Source organism: Rhizobium sp. 007 (genome assembly GCF_015353075.1).
Taxonomy (GTDB): Bacteria; Pseudomonadota; Alphaproteobacteria; order Rhizobiales; family Rhizobiaceae; genus Rhizobium.
Genome location: NZ_CP064188.1, coordinates 2200352 through 2218989 on the forward strand (window position 1 = coordinate 2200352; position 18638 = coordinate 2218989).

Here is an 18638-nt window from a genome sequence, read left to right on the forward strand (position 1 = left end):
GCTCCGATGCCAACCATTATGACTTTCGAAACAGGCCCGGAACTCTCATCCGCCGTTCTTGACGCGTATGCACGTTTGTTGCCGCTCTGCGCCTCCGGCTTGCAAGCGGCCGCCAATCCCGAAACCGCCCTCTTCGACCTACAGATCAGGGACCGCAGATCCGGTCAGCCCACCCGAGGGACAGAGAATATTACGAGCACGCTCATCTGCCTGATAGGTCTCGACAGAGCCGGTATCGCTCCCAATCAGATCGGACTGCCATCCGAAAAGGCGCTATCTGCGGCCCTCGACCGCATGGGCCGAGAGCAAGCGCTTGGTGCAACCGGCCTTGCCATCTGGGCGAACGCAGTCCTCGACGGTCTTGCATTGGGAGACCTTCTCGCTCGTATCGGTGTGTCATTGGATGACCGGCGGGAATGGGCCGACCGGCTAACCACGATGGAGGTCGCGTGGCTTGCCAGCGGCCTGCTTCATGAACTGGGGCGGGTGCGCAACGCCCGCATGTTCGATCTGGCTCGTTCGGCTGTTTCGGTATTGTCGTCCCGCTATGACGAGAACGCTCGTTTGGTCAGCCACGCCAGTGCCGCGGCCCCGCTCCGACATCGACTGCGTCGGCAACTTGCGAACTTCGCCGACCAAATTTACGCCGTCCAGGCCTTAGGCTTCGCAGCGGTCGTGCTCTGCGACGAGCGAGCCCTTCGGTTGGCGGAACGGATAGCCGGGCGGCTGACCGAGCTACAAGGCAGCCGGGGCCAGTGGTGGTGGCACTACGACGTGTCCTCGGGACGGGTTGCGGAAGGCTATCCAGTCTATTCGGTTCATCAGCATGCGATGGCGCCGATGGCGTTGACGATCCTGCGGGCGGCGGGTGGAGGGGATTATTCGCAAGCAATCGAACGTAGCCAACGCTGGATTCTCAAGAACGAGCTGGGTGTCAGCCTCATCGACGAGGAGGCGACTGCGATCTGGAGGAATATCGAACGGACCGAGCCCCCGATCGCATCCTTGGGCAACAAGCTGCTCGCGCTGGCCGGACGTTACCGCGGGAGCGAAGCCCCTTCCGCGGCACTATGCATCAACCACGAGATACGGCCCTATGAATGGGGATGGTGCCTCTATGCCGCCAGCCTCGATAAGGGCGGGAACAGGGGGAGGCACATAGTATGAACAGCTTTGACAATATTCCAGTTGTGGAATTTCTGAATACCCGTTTCCACGCCATACCTGCTGACGATGTTGTAAGTCTCGTCTTGCACTGGCAGGCCGAACCTGTTCGGCAAACGCACATCATAATCACTGCCAATGTTTCTCTTCTTGTGACGATGCGGACCGATTCGACGCTTTCGGCAGCTGTCGGGAAGGCGGATCTCGTCGTGACCGATGGAATGCCCTTGGTGTGGGCCAGTCGGTTGCTCGGCGCCCCGGTTCCCGAACGAGTGACCGGAATCGATCTAATGGAAGCGTTATTGGAGAGAGGGTCGACCGAAAGGCTGAGCGTGTATTTGCTCGGGACGACCCAGCAGCGACTGCAACGGTTCATGGAAGTCGTCGCGTCGAGATATCCAGGCATACGAATTGCAGGCGCGAGAAACGGCTTCTTCTCGAAGAACGAGTACGCTGACATCACAACAGAGATCAATAACAGCGGCGCAGATCTGCTCTTGGTGGCAATGCCCGCGCCGTTCAAGGAGATCTGGTGCGAGGAACAGCGCTCCGCCTTGCAGATCCCGGCTGTCTTGGGCGTGGGCGGAGCGTTCGACGTCGTCGCCGGGTTTCTGCCCCGGGCGCCGGTCCTCCTACAGAATGCCGGACTCGAATGGGCCTGGCGGCTTTGCTTGGAACCGCGGAAGCTGTGGAAGCGCAATCTTACAACGAATTCCCGTTTCATCGCCATCCTGGCGACTGACCTCGCTAGGCGGGCAACCCACCATTAGCAGAGTTGTATCATGACGGACGCTCAAAAAATCTTCGTGAAGAGGGCAGAAAGCAAACAGCCGGATAAGGCGAGTGGGACGATTGCCTTTGTGCAGAACTACTACTCGCCGCACCAACATGCCGTCTTTGAGCATCTGGCGCGCTCAGGCACGGACCTGACAGTCTATTATCTGCAGAGCCCGGAGGACGAGGGGCGAAGATGGGGCGGCGCCTGTCATAAGACCACGTACACAGTCGTCAGGTGTCCCAGTTTTGCCGTCGGTCCATTCGTCTTCTTTTGGCTTCGACCGGAACCGCAGACCGTCGTCCTATTGGATAACAATCCAACGAACCTTTGCATGATCTTTTGGGCCTTCGTTCTAAAATTGGAAGGAAAGCGTTTATTGCTTTGGGAAAAGCACATTCCAGATCATTTCAAGCCACGCGTCAAACAACTCTATCAGCGAATTTGTTCAAAGATATTGTGTGCAATTTGCGACACAGCGATCGTTTTCTCCGACATGACCAAGGCATACCTGCGCAGCTTGCCGACCAACATCCCCACCAAGCGAATGATCTGTGTTGTGCCCGACGCCAGAGGCCCTCTGGTTCGCCGGAGCGGCCCGATCAGATCGTTCGGCTATATCGGAGCGGGCTCGAATCGAAAAAACGTGACGGCCCTCATCGAGGCATTCGTGGCACTGGGAGAAGCCGACGCGTCGCTTCACATGGCCGGAATGGCTCCGATGCCCGTCGGAACGGCAAAACGAATACGATGGTGGGGCTACGTTGACGGCGAACTGCGGGAGGAATTCTATCGCTCGATCGACGTGATGGTCCTTCCGTCATTGGCAGACCCGTGGGGACTGGTGGTCAATGAGGCCCTGCAACGCGGATGCCTGTGTGCAGTCAGCACAGCGTGCGGCAGCGCAGAATTAGCCCGATCGATCGATCCGCGTCTCGTCTTCGAGCCCAGAATTCGCGACATAGAAGACTGCCTGAGAACGCTTCTTTCCCTGTCACAGGCCGAAATAGCATCCCTTCGGGAAAAGTGCGAAGCCAGCATCGCCCCCTATACCATCGACAATGGGGCAAAGATCTTGAGCACGATAGTATCAGAGGAAAGAACGAACGAAAGAAGTAACGGCCGTCCTCATCCGTATCATGGGTAAGTTTATGCGTTATGAACATCCCCAAGCAGCACGTTGGTCGAAGGTCTCGGCGTTGACCTCAGATGATGGTCCGCGCCCGCTCCTCCTTGGTCCTATTGTGTCGTTCTTATCGGCCAACTGGCTTGGGCTTGCCCTTTGGGCCGTCATAGGCTTGTCCCTGACGGCAACCTACGTCATGCGTGCCGAACCGACGTATCGGTCGCGGGCGGTCATTATTCTCGATTACCGCTTACCAGGGTCTGACGGGCGAGTCCCCAGCGACTCTGCGGACTCCGCCTATATCGATACACAGATCAAGATTATCGAGTCGAATGACGTGCTTCTGAAGGTCGTTGATGAGCTCGCACTTGATAAAGATCCCGAATTCGTTTCTGTCAAATCCGGCCTCTCCTCCAATTTGGCTGCTTGGCGGTCGAGCCTTGAACGAATGATCTTCGCGGCACGGATGCCGCCGCAGGACACGACGTCAAGCGCGGAGGCGATACCTGCTGACGAACTTCGGCAGATCGCCGCCAGACAGCTTTGGTCCGCGATGCGGGCCAGCCGCGCCGGGCGATCGTACGTGGCCGAAATCGAAGTCACAGCAAACAGCTCTGAGAAGTCAGCGCGCATCGCGAATGCCATTGCGCGAACCTATGTGGATTATCAGTGGAAATTCAGGATGGAGGCGACCGAGCGGGAGAGTGCGCCCCTAGCCCGTATCTTGACGCCGGCAAGTCCGCTCGTGGAGCGCACCGGCATGAAGACGCCTGTCCTGCTGGCGCTCGGCCTCTTTGCCGGATTGGGGTTCGGAATCTGCATCGCCGCCGCCCGTGTCGCGATGAAGCGTACGGTTGGGGGAAGGAGCGATCTCGAGGACGAACTTGCCATCCGATGCTTGGGACTCGTTCCATCGGTGCGCGCGTTGAGGCCTAATCCGTTCTCGCAGCTCTTGCCCCGATGGTTGCGAGCGTCCTCCAGGAAGCCCCTATCGTCCTCCGCACTGTCTTATGCGGCGGACTTCCCGACCTCGCTATTTTGCGAGACGCTTCGCTTACTCAGGTCCCAGTTGGTGGTTGCAGCCAGCGGGCACCGGGCTATCGTCGTCGGCGTTGTGTCTGCGTGTGGATCCGAAGGTCGTTCGACGCTGATCGCCAATTTCGCTCAGCTTCTCGCTCGCGCGGGGGAGAAGGTCCTGCTCGTCGATGCTGATTTTCAGACCCGGCATCTCACCGAGACGCTTGCTTCCCTGACATTCCTGTCGTCAGATGGGGCGGACGCTGACGCCGAGATCTCCGAAGTCCGGTGCGTTCCCGGCATCGCCCTGAAATTCGCTCCTCTGCTCGGGTCAGCTGTGGACGAGAAGTTCATGAGCCGACAGGATTGGGTCGGCCGCATAATCGCAACTCATCGTAAGGAGTTCGACTGGATTTGCGTGGACATGCCGTCATTGGCCAGATGCGGAGATGCCCTGGCGATAGTCAATTTCTTGGATCATCTCGTGATTTTGGCAGAGTGGAACAAGACTGACAGGTCTGCTCTCGGTTTAACGTTGAAGATGCTCGAGCCGCAGCGGCCGAAGGTCCTCGGAGTCGTGCTGAACAAGGTTGCCCGGCGGAAGATGACGCTGATGGAATGACGGCAAAGTGTGGATTTGTGCGCCCGACCTGGCCCGGGCTGTGGTTCAAACGCTGGTAGCTCAGCATTTTCCAAGAGCTAGCGCGGGCAGAGGCGGTGCGGCAGAAGCGGTGGAGGGAGTGTGATTATGGCTCGTCTTAACGTGCCAGGCGCGGCGCAAAATGGCGCACTGGCGCTGGTGCTCCTGTTCTCGGCGGGAGCCACAGCCGGCAAAGCCTCGGATGAATATACGCTAGGCTCCCAGGATAGACTCAGGATCAGCTTGACGGAGATCTCTTCGTCGAGCGGCGAGATCCGACCTCGGTTGGATGGCGAATTCACGGTGGACGCGGCAGGCGACGTTGCGATACCGCTCCTTGGCAACATCAAAGCGGCCGGGATGAGCGCTTCCGAATTCGCAACCTCGATCGCATCGCAGTTTCAAGCGAAGGTGCGGCTGGTCAATCCTCCCGTAACGGCCGTCGAAATAGTGCAACATCGTCCATTCTACATCACCGGTGCGGTCGAGAAACCGGGAGAGTATCCCTTCAGGCCAGGCATGAGAGTGATCCATGCGCTCAGCGTGGCAGGTGGCATAGCAAGGGGCGCTGCGTTAGGGGAGACCCGTTTCGAACGCGATATGATTCAGGCCAACGGCGAACTGAATGTCTTGAGGGCGCAAAGGGACAGGCTCGAGGCTAGACGCGCCCGGCTGGAAGCGACAATCGGGGGCAAAGATAAAGTCGAATTTCCCGCGAGACTGAGATTGCGCGCAAGCGAGCCGACTGTCCAAGATGTCATTATGCGGGAGCAGCTTGTTTTTGATCAGCGGCGCAAGACACGCGCTCTCGAGTTAGGTAACTACAACGAACAGCTTTCACTGCTCCGCGGGCAGATGCGTACTTTGCAGAACCAGATCGAGACCCAGAACGCGCAGAGCAACAGCGTAGACCGCGAACTTGTCCAGGTGCGGAAGCTCGAATCCCGGGGCTTGGCTCCTTCCGCACGTGTATATGCGCTTGAGCGGACGGCCCTGGCCGCCGACAGCAAGCGCAAAGAGGTCCAGACCGAAATGCTCAAGGTTAGCGAGCGCGTTGCGAGCACTGAGGCCTCAATAAGGCGACTGCAGGACACGGACGGCCGTGAGTTGCTTGCCGAGCTTAACGGCGTGGACGGCGAACTCGAGAACGTGATAGGCAAGCTTGGCACCGCCGAGGACTTGATCCAGCAATTGCAGATAGACGGAGCGCCTGCTGCAAGTCACAACGAAGAGATCGAGGTTACGTATTCGCTCCTCAGGGAGCGGGACGGACAGTTGGTCGAGGAGGTGACGGCCGAAACGAGCCCGGTCAGACCGGGAGACGTGATCAAGGTCTCACGCCGCACGACAGGCTCGCTTTTGGACCGGACCCTCAGCAGCGCCCCGGCGGTAACGGGTTACCAATGAGCCCCGAGGACCGTAGCGATCCCGGCGTCGAAATCCCAAACCTGCAAGCGCCAACGGCCACGCAGGGACTTGCAAGCAATAAGGTGCGCGCCACCGCTATACGGGGTGCCGCGTGGTCCTTGGTGCAAATCTGCGCTGAGCGGGCCACCCAAGCCAGCGTCTTCTTGATCACGGCTAGACTGCTCGGCCCGACCGACTTCGGCATGGCGGCCATGGCCGTTGCTCCCGCGCTGATTGCGAATCATACATTGCAGGGCGTCACGCAGACCGTCATACAGCGGGAGGATGCCGGGCCAGGCTATCTGAGCGCGTGTTTTGTCTGCGCAATCGGTAGCAGCCTGCTGATGGCGATGCTCATCGTCGCAGCCGCACCGATCCTATCATCCGCCCTCGGCAATCCCTTGGTTGGCGATCTGATGCGGGCTTCGGCGCTTGCTCCAGCACTGACCGGGATCGGACTGGTCCCAGAAGGGCTGCTCGCTAGACAATTTGCCTTTTCGGTGCTGGCGATCCGGCGCCCCTTGGCAATCCTCACGGGGGGTGCGCTGTCGATCGCCCTTGCCTATTTCGGCGGCGGAGCCTGGAGCATCATTGCGCAGACCATTCTCGCGGCGGCGACGGGGTCCCTCGTGTGCCTGGTGGCCCTGCCCGCCGTTCCGAGATCCCGGTTTTCCAAGTCGGACTGGCAAAACGCTTCCTCGAGCGTCGCCAAGCTGATGGGTCGGCTTGTGCTCGATGCCTCAGGCCAACGCCTGCCGGAAGTCACGCTAGGGCTCCTTGCAGGACCCGCTGCTGCGGGCATTTTCCGCTCGGCGAAGGCGCTCCTCGATCTGGTGACGAGCGTGCTGTTCTATCCGATTTCGGCAGGCCTCCTTCCCATATTCGCCCGCATATCAGGCGACTCCCAAAAGCTCGAGAGCTTCATACTGAATATCTCGCTCGCAAGCGTCGTACTGTTCTGCGTCCCGGCGTTCGGATTTTCCATTTTCTCGGCCCAGATCGTCCGGATTGCCTTGGGATCTGCCTGGATCCAGGTGGCCGACATCATGATGATTTTCGCGCTGGCGCTGCCCGTCCTGGCCCTCGTCGCTTCCGTGCCTTCCTTCATGATCGCCACCCAGCAAGCCGGAACGCTGCTTCAGTGTTCTGCGGTCCAGTTGCTGGCGGGCATGGCCTTAGTTGCAATCGGGGCATTGTGGGATGTCGTGCTGGCATCCTTCGGGTTTGTGCTCTCTATATGCCTGGGGGCTGGCATGCTTTGGTCGCGGTCTCTTGCCCGATCCGCTCGCGTCGACGCGCAGCTGATCCGCGAGGCGATCGCCCTTGTGGCCATAGTGGAGGTGTCGCTTGCAGTGCTCTTTCTGTTTCGGCGCGCGCTCGTCTCCGACTGGTTCAGCGTGACCTCATTCGCGACATCGCTTGCACTGTACATCGGGATCGTCGCCGTGTTCTTTCCCCGGCTTGTCGCTAGCACTTTGCAAGCGCTGCCGCCGCGCTGGCGCGGCCTGCCGAAATGACTGAGAACCGGTTGAGACGATCGAACGCGCTCCGGAGGCTTCGCCCGGTCTTCTCAACCAGTCTCACCCCTCGCAAGTGGGGACTAGCCAGCACCGAGATCGTCCTTCAGTTCAATCGAGAATCGCATTTCGAGTGGCGTGCAGAAGGCCACTCGGGTTTGTCGCCGTCGGCATGTATCCCTCACCCAGAGACCAGATGATTGCCCCACCCAGGCCATTCTGTCGGGCGAATTGCCCCTTGGCCGCGATAGAACGCTCGTCCTCGTATGAAACGAACGTGCATCCGAACGGGCCGATCGCCTTCGATGGAGACAGGTACGGCGCCTGAGCCGTTGTGTCGTACTCGGCGTAGTTAGGGTCGTAATAGTACGTCATGATATTCTTATAGCTCATGTCCTGATCGCCGGCGATCACTTGCGCGGTTCCAGCAGCCTGGCGCGGAGCCGAAACCGGCGTGTTCCAGCAGCTCCCGTAGAATGCCACGCCGAGACCAAGCTTCCCGGCGGGGATGCCCACTTGGATGTAAGCCTTGATGCTGCTGGCGACCGAAGTCGGAGTGCTGTTGGAGTCGCCGTAAAGCGGTGAATTGTGCCACGACAGCCAACCCTCCCAGTTATCAGCCATATCGTATGTCATCACGTTCAGCCGGTCGAAGATTGGCTCGATTTGCATCAAGAATCGAGCCTCCTGATTTTCAATGGAAGAATTCGAATTCTTCCAGCTCAGGTCGATCGTTAACAATTTGTCAGGCATCTGATCGCGAAGCGCCTTTGCCAAGGCCGTCAGGTTTGCCTGGTCCATTGACTCTATAGGCTCCCAATCGATGTCGAGACCGTCGTAATTCCACCGCCTCACCAGATCCACGAGATTGGTCACGAAGCGTTGCCTGTTGGCGTCGTTTGAGGCTTCGCGCATTCGGTCGACCAGTCCGCCCCCGCCAACTGCGAGGAGCGCCTTTCGACCCGCTGCGTGCGCCCGCATAACGACCTCCTGCGCGACTCGGGGACCAGTCATCGAGTCCATGAAGAAACTCGTATCAAGCGATCCATCATTTTCCGGAACCACCGAGAACATCACCACGTGAGTGAGGGAAGAAAAATCAATAAGTTCTGGCGGATAAAATTCATATTCCCAGCCCGGATAGAAGCCAGCCAACCACCTCTCTTGAGAGACGGCGGGATTGCTGAGCGCTTGCAACGCAACAAGCGGAGCAGCGGCGAAAAGACTGGCTAGACGTCTGAGCATGCAGATCTCCATGGTTAAAACGGGCAACTGGAAATAGGAATGGCAAACAGACGCTCATGGCTATGTCGAGACGACGGAACAACGTTGCTGCGTCTCGTTGTCGTTTGACATTGGATCATCAGTGATTCTCCGCTGCATAAGACAAACTATATCTGATTGTGTCGTCTCGCTTATTTTCAGTATCGCGAGAGCCCGCAAAATGCACGAATCTTTCTCTTCGCTGCTAATCGTGTCGTTAGCATTACGTCTTCAGTCAAGTTCAGCTCGTCTCTCATCACTGCCAAGGTCCATTCTCCAATCACCTGAGGGCCATACTCACCGTCGTCAACATAGGATTTTGCGACAAGGAGCGTGTTGTCGCTGGCAGAGCGAACTTCTAGGCGTGGGCCACGTAGGATATGGTTGATGACAGGCACGCTACAGGCATAGCGGAGGTGCAACGCCGGAGAGGTCGCAGTGTTGGTCTCAATTCCGGGCCACCCGCAAATACCCTGATGCACTGATCGGAAAATGGCACATGCAGCCCGCTTTGTTCAGCAGTGCCTTCGGGAAGAAGGATATGTCCGGCTAAACACCCGCGGCGCCAGCATCAGTCGGCGATGATGCAGAGCGCGCTCTCCCGTCCGAAGGCGTCGCGCGCCCGCACGGCATAGCGCACGCCCGATTGCGGCGATACATGCAAGTAGGCCGTCGAGATCAGAGGAACGGGATTGACCTTCTCGAAGATCTTTCCATCGGTGCTGGTCAAAACGTCGTAGAAAATGCCCGGACGGGCATCGCCTGCGGCCCAGAACAGCATCCGTTGCTGCAGCTCCCCAAGACCGCGGTAGCGCGTCGCCGTCAGCCCGGTCGGAGCGGACGGCGCCGCACCCGTGTCGGGGACCACCAGTATCTGCGTGAGGGATGGCAGCGGTACGTCAAGGTCGAGGCTGATCCGGCCCTCCTGCGCGTCGACGATGCTGATCGGGTGCAAAAGCGCCGGCTCCTGGGCTCGCCGCAATTCGGCAAACTGATCGGCGGTTGGCTCGCGCGGCGCACCGACCGGCTCCCACGGACCGCGTGGGTTGCTTTCGTCCCGCTGAGCCTCCCACACTTCCATGGGATTGGTAAACTCATTGTCGATGCGCAGCAGGCAAACGCCGTGACGACCCGGCTCTAATCCGTCGATTTCAAGCCGCACCGACGTGCGTCCGGACTGTGTGATTGCGTCGACGGAGTGGATCAGCGCGATTGAGGCGCCACTATCGGCGAGTTTTGTAGGCAGGATGGCCAGTCCGTCTCTATCCGGATCGAGTTTCGGATTTGCTGTCGCCTCGCAGAGTGTGTCGCCCAGCGTTGCCAGCAGTTCGAGCGACGTCAGGCCGGGCTTTTTGATCTGCTCGAAAGTCGGGGCGGCGTCCACGTCGGTCGCCAGCGTGCTAAGATCGGTCGTGTGCTCCCATTGCGCCCGCCGGAAATTTCGGGGTCCGAAATAAGAAAAGATCGTTCGCTGCCCCCAGCCGCCGATGAAGGCATGATCGTTGCTCAGAAAGGTAAAGTCGGCCGCCTTGGGCGCGATGATGCGGCGCTCGTGCTGCTCGATGATCTTGCCGATGATGGCGGCATAATAGGCCTTTCCGTGCCACGAGTGATGGTCGGACCAACCAAGCTGCGGATCGCATTCATCATTGACGATCGGCAATTCAGCAAGCCGCGGATGATGCTGCCTCAGATAGTCGACGACGAGCAGCGTGCGGTCGACGATGCCGTTGGTGTTGGGCGTCAGATCCTCGATGCTGCCATTGACGCCCTTTTCATGGATGGAAATGAAGTCGATCCGCGGCGGGCCGTCGTTGGTCAGGCAGCTCACGCCTTTATCGCAGTGCGCAACGATGGCGCGAAAGATCGGCGAGAGCGTGCGCGCCGTGCCGGGACCGCCCATCGGCAAGGCGCGATCGACGGCGTCGAGCCCGGCGACGCAGGCATCATAGTAGTTTGTGTAGCCCCTCTCACCGTAGGTCCACCAGCCGGAGTCCGCCTCATTGGTCGTCTCGAAAAACCAGCTGCGCAGCTCCCCTATGCCATAGCGCCCGGCATAACGTTCCGCCACCGCCGTGACCAGGTCGCGCCACGCCTTGACCTGGTCCATGTTCTCATAGTCGGTGAAGATGCCGGATGGATTGCCCATCAACTCGAAGAATGGTTTGAGCCGATGCTCGACCATCACGTCGACTGCTCGGTCGAGCAGCGACCAGTCGTATCTGGGGTTTTCAATGCCTCCGGTCACAGTCAGCAGGTTGAGCAGATAGTGAACGCGCAAATAGCGGACACCTTCATGCGGTACGCCGCCGAGATAGGCGACCATCTGGCGCATTTCCGGCTCCAGCAGCAGTTCTGCCGGAGAAAAGCCTGTGCCGCGCCAGAAGCGTTTGAAAGGACGGACCGGCTTGCTCACGTCAACATTTATCTTTGTGCGCTGGCGCATTCGCGCGATCTCCTTGGTTGATCGAAGAGGCTATTTGAATTTGGCGCGCATGGCGTCGATGCCTGGAATGACCCCGGTCAGGTGCTCATGCTTCGGGTCGAAGCGCTGGATAAGGCCGCGGCGATGCTTGCCGACGAGGATGGTGAAGATGTAGCTGCGGTGTCCGGGCGACGTGACCGTCGGATGATAACCGCGGTCGAGCAGGAACGTATCGCCGCTGCGGGTCATGAATGTCTCGACCGGCCCGTTCTCCTCATAGACGATCTGTCCACCGAAACCGGTCTCCGGCAGGAAACGGTAATGGTAGAGCTCTTCGTGACGACTTTCGACATCGCCGCACTCGGTGTCGTGCTTGTGGGGCGGGTAGCCTGACCAGCAACCATCGCCGGCGTAGAGTTCGCTCACCAGGAGATGACCACAGCGCCCGTTCTGGCGTTGGCCGAGCAGATGGGCTATGCGGCGCTGGCTATGCGTCTCCGAGGAGCCGACATTGACCGCGTCGACCTCTTGAGGCGTGACGCGGAAAGCTGCATAGCGCCTCTCGCAGATCCCACCGGCGACGGCGATCTCGACACTCTCGCTGATTGCCGTGACAACGACTTCCGCGTCGACGGGCGCATAAACGCAATCCGCGTCACCTGACCAGATGTCGGCGCGTTGGCCGACCGCTTCGAAGCGAATGCCGTCGACCTCGATGTCGACCCTGCCCGAGAGCACGACATAAAGGCTTTCATGCGCCGGCAGCCGTCTTCGCTCCTGACGGCCGGCAGAAAGCTTGAGAAGGTCGAAATAAATCAGCTCCAGGGTGGCCGACGATTGGTCGACGAGCGGACGGGCGCGGATCTCGCTACGGGAAATGAGTTCGGCCATTCAATACAACTCCGCAAGTGCGTGCTCGTCGAAGGGGGTGAGCTTCAAGGTTTCGGCGTGGTGGCAAGCGACGGAATGGCCATCCTTCTTGACCGGCCGCAGTGGCGGTACGTGGCTCTTGCAGAGGTCTGTGACGTAGCGGCAGCGGGGGTGGAACGGACAGCCTGAAGGAGGGTTCGCCGGATCCGCCACCTCGCCGGCAAGCCGGATGCGGCGGCCACGGCGGCGCACCCTTGGATCCGGGATCGGAACGGCCGAAAGAAGAGCCTCGGTATAAGGGTGGCGAGGGCTGACGAATATGGCGTCGGTTGGCGCCTTTTCCACGACTCTCCCCATGTACATGACCGCGACGTTGTCCGAGATGTGACGAACGACCGAAAGGTCATGCGCCACGAAGAGGTAGGTCAGCCCGAAACGCTCCTGCAGATCTTGCAACAGGTTGATGGTCTGCGCCTGAACGCTCACATCCAGAGCCGAGACAGCCTCGTCGGCGATCACCAGACGCGGTTCGGGCGCCAGCGCGCGGGCGATGCTGATGCGCTGCCTTTCTCCGCCGGAAAAGGCGTGCGGATAGCGGCGCATGAATTCGGGGCGAAGTCCGACGCTGCGCAAAAGTTCGGCGACCCTGTCCACCAGTTCCGAGCCCGTTGCGATGCCGTTCACCTTCAGCACCTCGCCGATGATGTCGATGACGCGCATGCGCGGGTTAAGCGAGGATTGCGGATCCTGGAAGACGACGCGGATATCGCGGTGGATCTCTTTCAGCCCCGGTCCGGACAATGTCGCAAGATCGATGGGCGCACCGCTGCGCCCGGTATAGGCGATCTCGCCTGCCGTCGGGCGGTAAACACGCAGGATGGTGCGTGCGAGCGTCGACTTTCCGCAACCGGATTCGCCGACGATGCCCAGCGTCTCGCCGCTATCGACGCTGAGAGATACGCCGTCGACGGCCCTGATGTGGCCGACGACACGCCGGAACGCACCTCGATGGATCGGGAAATGCATTTTGAGATTGCGCAATTCGAGCAGCGGATCCTGTCGCCGGGGTGCGTCAGCCGTCATCGGTTCTCTCCGTGCAGAAGGCAGCTTGCAACGTGGCCTTCGGAAACCGTAACCGGCTCGGGAAGCTTTCGATCGCAAAGCCCTGCCACCGCCATTCCGCAGCGCGGGTGAAAGCCACATCCTTGAGGGCGGTCTAAAGGCGAAGGCACCATGCCCTCGATGGTCGGGAGCCGCTTTGTCCCACCGGCATGCATACGCGGAACCGATTGCAGGAGCGCCCTAGTGTAGGGATGTGCCGGCGCGTGAAAGATGGTGTCGACGTCGCCGGTCTCGACGACTTTGCCCAGATACATGACGACCACCTCATCGGCGATCTCAGACACCACGCCGAGGTCGTGGGTGACAAACAGCACGGAAAGATTGAAGTCGGCCTGCAGCGTCGAAAGCAGGTCGAGGATGTTGGCCTGCGTCGTCACGTCAAGTGCCGTGGTCGGCTCGTCGGCGATCAAGAGCTTTGGGCGACAGGAAAGCGCAAGCGCAATACAGACGCGCTGGCGCATACCGCCGGAAAATTGGAAAGCGTAGCTCTCCATACGCTCCGTCGGGCGGGGGATGCCGACAAGCGCCAGCGTCTCGATCGCATGCTCTTTCGCTTCGCGTCGGCCCATGTTGAGATGCAGGCGAATGACTTCGATCATCTGATTGCCAATCGTGTGGACCGGCGAGAGTGCGGCCATCGGCTCCTGGCTGATCAGCGCGATCTGAGCGCCGCGGATCGCCCGCATGTCCTTGCCGCGTGGATCGAGCGCGACAATGTCCACCGGCGGCTTGCCGGCATCTGGCCTGTAGCGGATTGCGCCGGACACAACGCGCCCGCCGCGCGGAACCTGGTTCAGAATCGAGCGCCCGGTAATGCTTTTGCCGGAGCCGGATTCGCCCACGACGCACACCGTCCTGCCGCGCGGGATCGAGAAAGACACGCCGTCGACCGCCCGCACCAATCCCGCATTGCCGAAGAAATGGGTGTGGAGGTTGTCGACCTCGATCAGCAGGTCCGGCGCCACGCTCCGGTCGGGCTCTTTAGCGGGCATGCGTTTAGTACTCATAGGGGTCTGCAGCATCGCGTATTCCATCCCCAAGGAAGTTGAGCGCAAGGACCGTGATGATCACCGCCAGTCCGGGCAGGAACAGCCATGGCGCGGTAGAGACAGCGAGGATGTTTTGCGCCTCCTGCAGCAAGACACCCCAGCTCACCACCGGAGGTCTGAGCCCGATGCCCAGGAAAGAAAGCGCCGTCTCGGCCAGGATCATGGTGGGGATCGCCAGCGTCACCGAGGCGATGATATGGCTCATGAATGACGGCACCATGTGTCGCCAGATGATGCGCATCTTGGAACAGCCGTCGAGCCCTGCGGCGATCACGAAATCCTCAGACTTGAGCGACAGGAAGCGACCGCGCACCACGCGTGCCATGTCAGTCCAGCCGATCAGCGACAGGATGACGGTGATCCAGAGGTAGACAACGATCGGGTCGGTGCTGATCGGAACGGCCGCCGCCAGTCCCATCCACAGCGGGATCGTCGGTATCGACTTCAAAAGCTCGATGCCGCGCTGGATGACGTCATCCACCCAACCGCCGTAGAGACCAGATATGCCCCCTAAAAGAATGCCGAGGATCAGACTGATAGTCACGCCGATAAGGCCCACCGACATCGAGATACGGGTTCCATGGATGGTTCTGCTGAGCACGTCACGGCCGAGCCGGTCAGCACCAAAGAGGTAAAAAGGCTGGCCCGGTTCGAGCGGACCGATCAAGTGGCGGTTCGTCTCGAACAGGCCCCAGAGCCGGTAGGGCTCGCCCTTGACGAAAAAACCCACAGGAATGAGCGTGTTCGGATCGGGTTCGTAGATACGGCTGAGCGCAATCGGGTCGACCTTGGCAAAGTAGCCGTTCACATAAAGCATGTGGAACGCGCCGTTGGCGTCATAGCCTGCAAACCTGATCCGCTGCGGCGGGGCATAGGTGAAGCGTGGATCGTAAGCCTGCTCCGACATCGGCGCCAGGAACTCGGCAAAGGCGGCAACCAGATAGACCAGCACGATGACGGCGCCGGAAGCCAAAGCCACCCGGTGTTGGCAAAAGCGCCACCAGATCAACCGCCATTGCCCCGCCGAAGCGTTTGCGTTCTTGGCGGGCCGAATCTCGGGGATGGCCGTTGCCACAGTTTGATCGGCCATTGCGGTTGCCTCCTCTTTAACCGTTGCGGATCCGCGGATCGAGCCATGCAAGGAGCAGGTCGGAGATCAGCGTACCGATGAGGGTAAGGATGCTCATGAGCAGAATGATGCTGCCGGCCAGATACATATCTTGGGCAAAGAGCGCGCTGAGCAGCAGCGGCCCGGTTGTCGGCAGGCTGAGCACAATTGACACCACGACCGCACCGGAGACGAGATGCGGCAACACCCAGCCGAGCGTTGAGACGAATGGATTGAGCGCCACGCGCACCGGATATTTCAAGAGGAGCCTGGTCTCGCTGAGACCGCGGGCGCGCGCCATGTCGACATAGGGCTTGTTGAGCTCGTCCAGCAGGTTTGCTCGCATGATGCGGATGAGGGCTGCCGTCGCGCCGGTGCCGAGCACGATGACGGGGATCCACATGTGCTTCATGAGATCCCAAAGCTTGCCCCAGCTCCAGGCGGCGTTCATGTATTCGGGTGAGAACAGTCCACCGATACTCAGCCCGAAATAGTGAGCGCTGAAATACATCAGCACCAGCGCCAGCAGGAAACTTGGAATGGCAAGACCGAGGAAGCCGAAGAAGGTGGCGATGTAGTCGCCCACGGAATATTGCCGCACAGCCGAATAGATGCCGATCGGGAATGCGACCGCCCACACGAAGATCAGTGTGACGAGCGAAACCACCATCGTCAGGTTCAGGCGCGACCAGATAAGCTCGCTGACCGGTTTGTTCCAGTCGAAGGACTGCCCGAAATCGCCGCGCAGCAAAATGCCGCTGATCCACTTCCAGTATTGGACGATCAAGGGCTGATCAAGCCCATAGCGCTCGCGCAGGCCCGCGAGCACCCCGGGATCGATGGTTTCGTTCTGCGACGCCAGCCGGGCGGTCAAAGCGGTCAGGAAATCGCCCGGCGGAAGCTGGATGATGATGAATGTGACGATCGAAATCACGAACATCATCGGGATCATGTAGAGCAGGCGTCTGATCATGAATCCGGCCATTTCCTCGCTCCTTGCCGTGTATGTGGGCAGATCTGCTGCGACACGAAACAAGGGCGGCGGCAGGACCTGTCGCCGCCCGGTTCGGAAGGTCAGTTTTCGTAGTAGAAGGTCTCGGGCTTCACCGGCCCGGGGATCATGTAGAAAGAGGTGCTCGGGATGACGTCGGGCACGTTGCGCATATTCTTCTTGACGATCCCGACGCGGTCGGGTTCGAGGTTGGTACCGATGATGTAGAATTGGTCGCGCGTAATGGCGAGCAGTTCCTTCATGGCCGCGAGCTGTTGCTCAAGTGTCGCGCTCTGCTGCACCTTCCGGTACAGATCCATCTGCTTCTTGGCTTCCTCGCTCGGCTCCTCGGCATTCGGATCGTTGGGGTTCTGGTAGTAAAGACCCCAGGCGGTAGCGAAGCTCGATTCATATTCATGCGGGAAGTACCATTTGGGATCGAGCAGTCCCAGAAAATCGTAGCCTCCGCCGCCGACCCAGCCGATGCCATCGTTCTCGTTGGTCTGGAGACGGGCGAAGATGAGCGAGCGCTCGGTCGGTCGCGGCTGCATATCGATGCCGACGGTCCTCCAGTAGCGCTGGATCAATTCGAGCGCGTCACTTTGGATCGGACTACCCGTCAGTACGTCTATGGCGAAGGTTACGCGCCTGCCGTCCGGTCCGAGTCTGTACCCTTCGGCGTCGCGAGTGGTCAGTCCCGCCTTGTCGAGATACCGGTTGGCAAGATTGACGTCGTACTTGAGGTACTGGGTCGCCATCTGCTCGTCATAGAGCGCGCTGCCCTCCCGCGGAGCGGCCTGGTATGGCTTCGATTGGCCGGCGTAGATGAGCTGGTTGAGCTCCTCGCGGTTGATCGCGTGGCTGAGACCGATGCGAAAGTTTTTGTCGGAGAAGACCTTGCGCAGCACCTTGTTCTTGTGGGTCTGGTTCAGCGTGATAAGCAAGGCGTTGGACCAAGCCGGCCGCGCGATGAAAAGCCTGTATCCGCCCTTTTCCTGGTTCTGAACGATGACCGGCCGGGCGTCCGTGGTCTCGATGAAACGGTTCTGCATGTCGATCTCGCCATTGATCGCCTTCAAAATGATCGCCTGGGTGTCTTCCATCACGTCGATGGTGACCTTGTCGAGATAGGGCAGCTGGTTGCCGGCGGTGTCGACCTTGGCATAGTAGGGGTTGCGCTCGGCCACGACCTGCGATGTGCCAACATAGGGGGCGGTCAGCATCCAGGCGTCGAGCACCGGGCGGCCGACGTCACGCCAGCGGCCTGGGAACGAGATCTTGTTGTTGAAGAGCTGCGCCCAGTCTGCCGCACCGGCCTGCTTGACCAGCGCGGCGATGCCTTCTGGATTGAAATCCTTGTGGAATTTCTTGAGGTAGTGCGCCGGCGAGGCGGCAAGGATATCGGCGCCGCGGATGGTGGCCATGTTCATCAGGAACAGGCCGTTGGGCGCCTTGAATTTGAACACGACCTTGTAGTCGCCAAGCTTTTCGACTTTGACGGGCTCGCCGCCTGCCGTCAGCCATGCCGGTGGCGAGGGCGTGATTTCCTTGTTGCGCAGGACATGCTCGTCCCAGAAGATCAGGTCGTCAGCGCTGAAGGGCTCGCCGTCCGACCAGCGGGTGCCTTCGCGCAGGGTGAACGTGTATTGCGTGGCGTCGGCATTTACCTCGAAGCTCTCGGCGATATCTGGAATGACCTGGGTCCATTCGGGGTTCCAGCGAACAAGCCGGGTATAGCCGATCGACCGCTCGATCTCGCTGTCACCGCCGCCGAAAGTGGCGGTGCGCCAGGTGCCGCCGTAGCTGCCAACCGACTGGAGCGGCGTGAGTACGAGGGGCTTTGCCGGCAGGCGCTTGTCAACCGGGGGCAATTTTCCCGCATCGACGAGCGCTTTCAGCTGCGGAGACTCCTGAAAAGCAACTGCAGCACCGGCCCAGCCGGCGCAAACAACAAGTGCGAGAACGGCAGCACGCACGGCTTGCCGTCGCAGATCTCGGACGAGCTTCATCATTTCCTCCCAATGTGAACCCGCAGACGTTTGTCGTTATCTCTAGTCCTTCTCCGTCGTTGATTTACGTTATCGTTACCGTAACTTTCTGTCAAATGGATTCTCTTCGCGCCTCAAATTGCCATATTTGCTTGGCTTTTACCTCATATATGTGC

At 59.9% G+C, this 18638-nt stretch carries 14 protein-coding genes; 6 read left to right on the plus strand and 8 right to left on the minus strand.

The window, feature by feature from the left end; translation table 11 throughout:
- Positions 1-6: 6 nt before the first annotated feature.
- The 6 genes from ISN39_RS31445 to ISN39_RS31470 all read left to right on the plus strand — a co-directional run bounded on the left by ISN39_RS31445 (position 7) and on the right by ISN39_RS31470 (position 7646).
- Positions 7-1167 (plus strand): hypothetical protein, encoded by a 1161-nt coding sequence (locus ISN39_RS31445; protein WP_194731793.1) that lies wholly within the window; start codon positions 7-9, stop codon positions 1165-1167.
- On the plus strand, positions 1164-1934 hold the full coding sequence (locus ISN39_RS31450) for a WecB/TagA/CpsF family glycosyltransferase (protein WP_194731794.1): 771 nt from the start codon (positions 1164-1166) through the stop codon (positions 1932-1934). The genes ISN39_RS31445 and ISN39_RS31450 overlap by 4 nt, the downstream gene beginning before the upstream one ends.
- Positions 1935-1946: 12 nt before the next feature.
- Positions 1947-3086, plus strand: a complete 1140-nt coding sequence (locus tag ISN39_RS31455; RefSeq protein ID WP_194731795.1) for a glycosyltransferase family 4 protein — start codon at positions 1947-1949, stop codon at positions 3084-3086.
- Positions 3087-3183: 97 nt separating this feature from the next.
- Positions 3184-4704 carry a tyrosine-protein kinase domain-containing protein gene (locus ISN39_RS31460; protein WP_194731796.1) on the plus strand — a complete coding sequence of 507 codons (1521 nt, stop codon included), beginning with the start codon at positions 3184-3186 and terminating at the stop codon, positions 4702-4704.
- Between the two features lie 126 nt (positions 4705-4830).
- Positions 4831-6129: a polysaccharide biosynthesis/export family protein gene (locus tag ISN39_RS31465; protein WP_281438331.1), complete on the plus strand. Its 1299-nt coding sequence runs from the start codon at positions 4831-4833 to the stop codon at positions 6127-6129.
- On the plus strand, positions 6126-7646 hold the full coding sequence (locus ISN39_RS31470; protein ID WP_194731798.1) for an oligosaccharide flippase family protein: 1521 nt from the start codon (positions 6126-6128) through the stop codon (positions 7644-7646). The genes ISN39_RS31465 and ISN39_RS31470 overlap by 4 nt, the downstream gene beginning before the upstream one ends.
- 111 nt (positions 7647-7757) lie before the next feature.
- On the opposite strand, the gene ISN39_RS31475 is transcribed toward ISN39_RS31470, so the two are convergent.
- The 8 genes from ISN39_RS31475 to ISN39_RS31510 form a co-directional block, all read right to left on the minus strand.
- Complete coding sequence (locus ISN39_RS31475; protein WP_194731799.1) at positions 7758-8891, minus strand: glycoside hydrolase family 18 protein; 1134 nt, start codon at positions 8889-8891, stop codon at positions 7758-7760.
- A 589-nt stretch (positions 8892-9480) separates the two neighbouring features.
- The gene (locus tag ISN39_RS31480) at positions 9481-11355 is read right to left on the minus strand and encodes a glycosyl hydrolase (protein WP_194731800.1); all 1875 of its coding nucleotides are present in this window, start codon (positions 11353-11355) and stop codon (positions 9481-9483) included.
- Positions 11356-11385: 30 nt separating this feature from the next.
- Positions 11386-12225: a 5-deoxy-glucuronate isomerase gene (locus tag ISN39_RS31485; RefSeq protein ID WP_194731801.1), complete on the minus strand. Its 840-nt coding sequence runs from the start codon at positions 12223-12225 to the stop codon at positions 11386-11388.
- Complete coding sequence (locus ISN39_RS31490) at positions 12226-13287, minus strand: oligopeptide/dipeptide ABC transporter ATP-binding protein (RefSeq protein ID WP_194731802.1); 1062 nt, start codon at positions 13285-13287, stop codon at positions 12226-12228.
- Positions 13284-14333, minus strand: a complete 1050-nt coding sequence (locus tag ISN39_RS31495) for an ABC transporter ATP-binding protein (protein WP_246763486.1) — start codon at positions 14331-14333, stop codon at positions 13284-13286. The genes ISN39_RS31490 and ISN39_RS31495 overlap by 4 nt, the downstream gene beginning before the upstream one ends.
- The gene (locus ISN39_RS31500; protein WP_194731804.1) at positions 14323-15465 is read right to left on the minus strand and encodes an ABC transporter permease; all 1143 of its coding nucleotides are present in this window, start codon (positions 15463-15465) and stop codon (positions 14323-14325) included. The genes ISN39_RS31495 and ISN39_RS31500 overlap by 11 nt, the downstream gene beginning before the upstream one ends.
- Positions 15466-15481: 16 nt before the next feature.
- Positions 15482-16468 (minus strand): ABC transporter permease, encoded by a 987-nt coding sequence (locus tag ISN39_RS31505; protein ID WP_074072920.1) that lies wholly within the window; start codon positions 16466-16468, stop codon positions 15482-15484.
- Positions 16469-16557: 89 nt separating this feature from the next.
- Positions 16558-18483, minus strand: a complete 1926-nt coding sequence (locus tag ISN39_RS31510; RefSeq protein ID WP_074072921.1) for an ABC transporter substrate-binding protein — start codon at positions 18481-18483, stop codon at positions 16558-16560.
- Between the last annotated feature and the right edge of the window lie 155 nt (positions 18484-18638).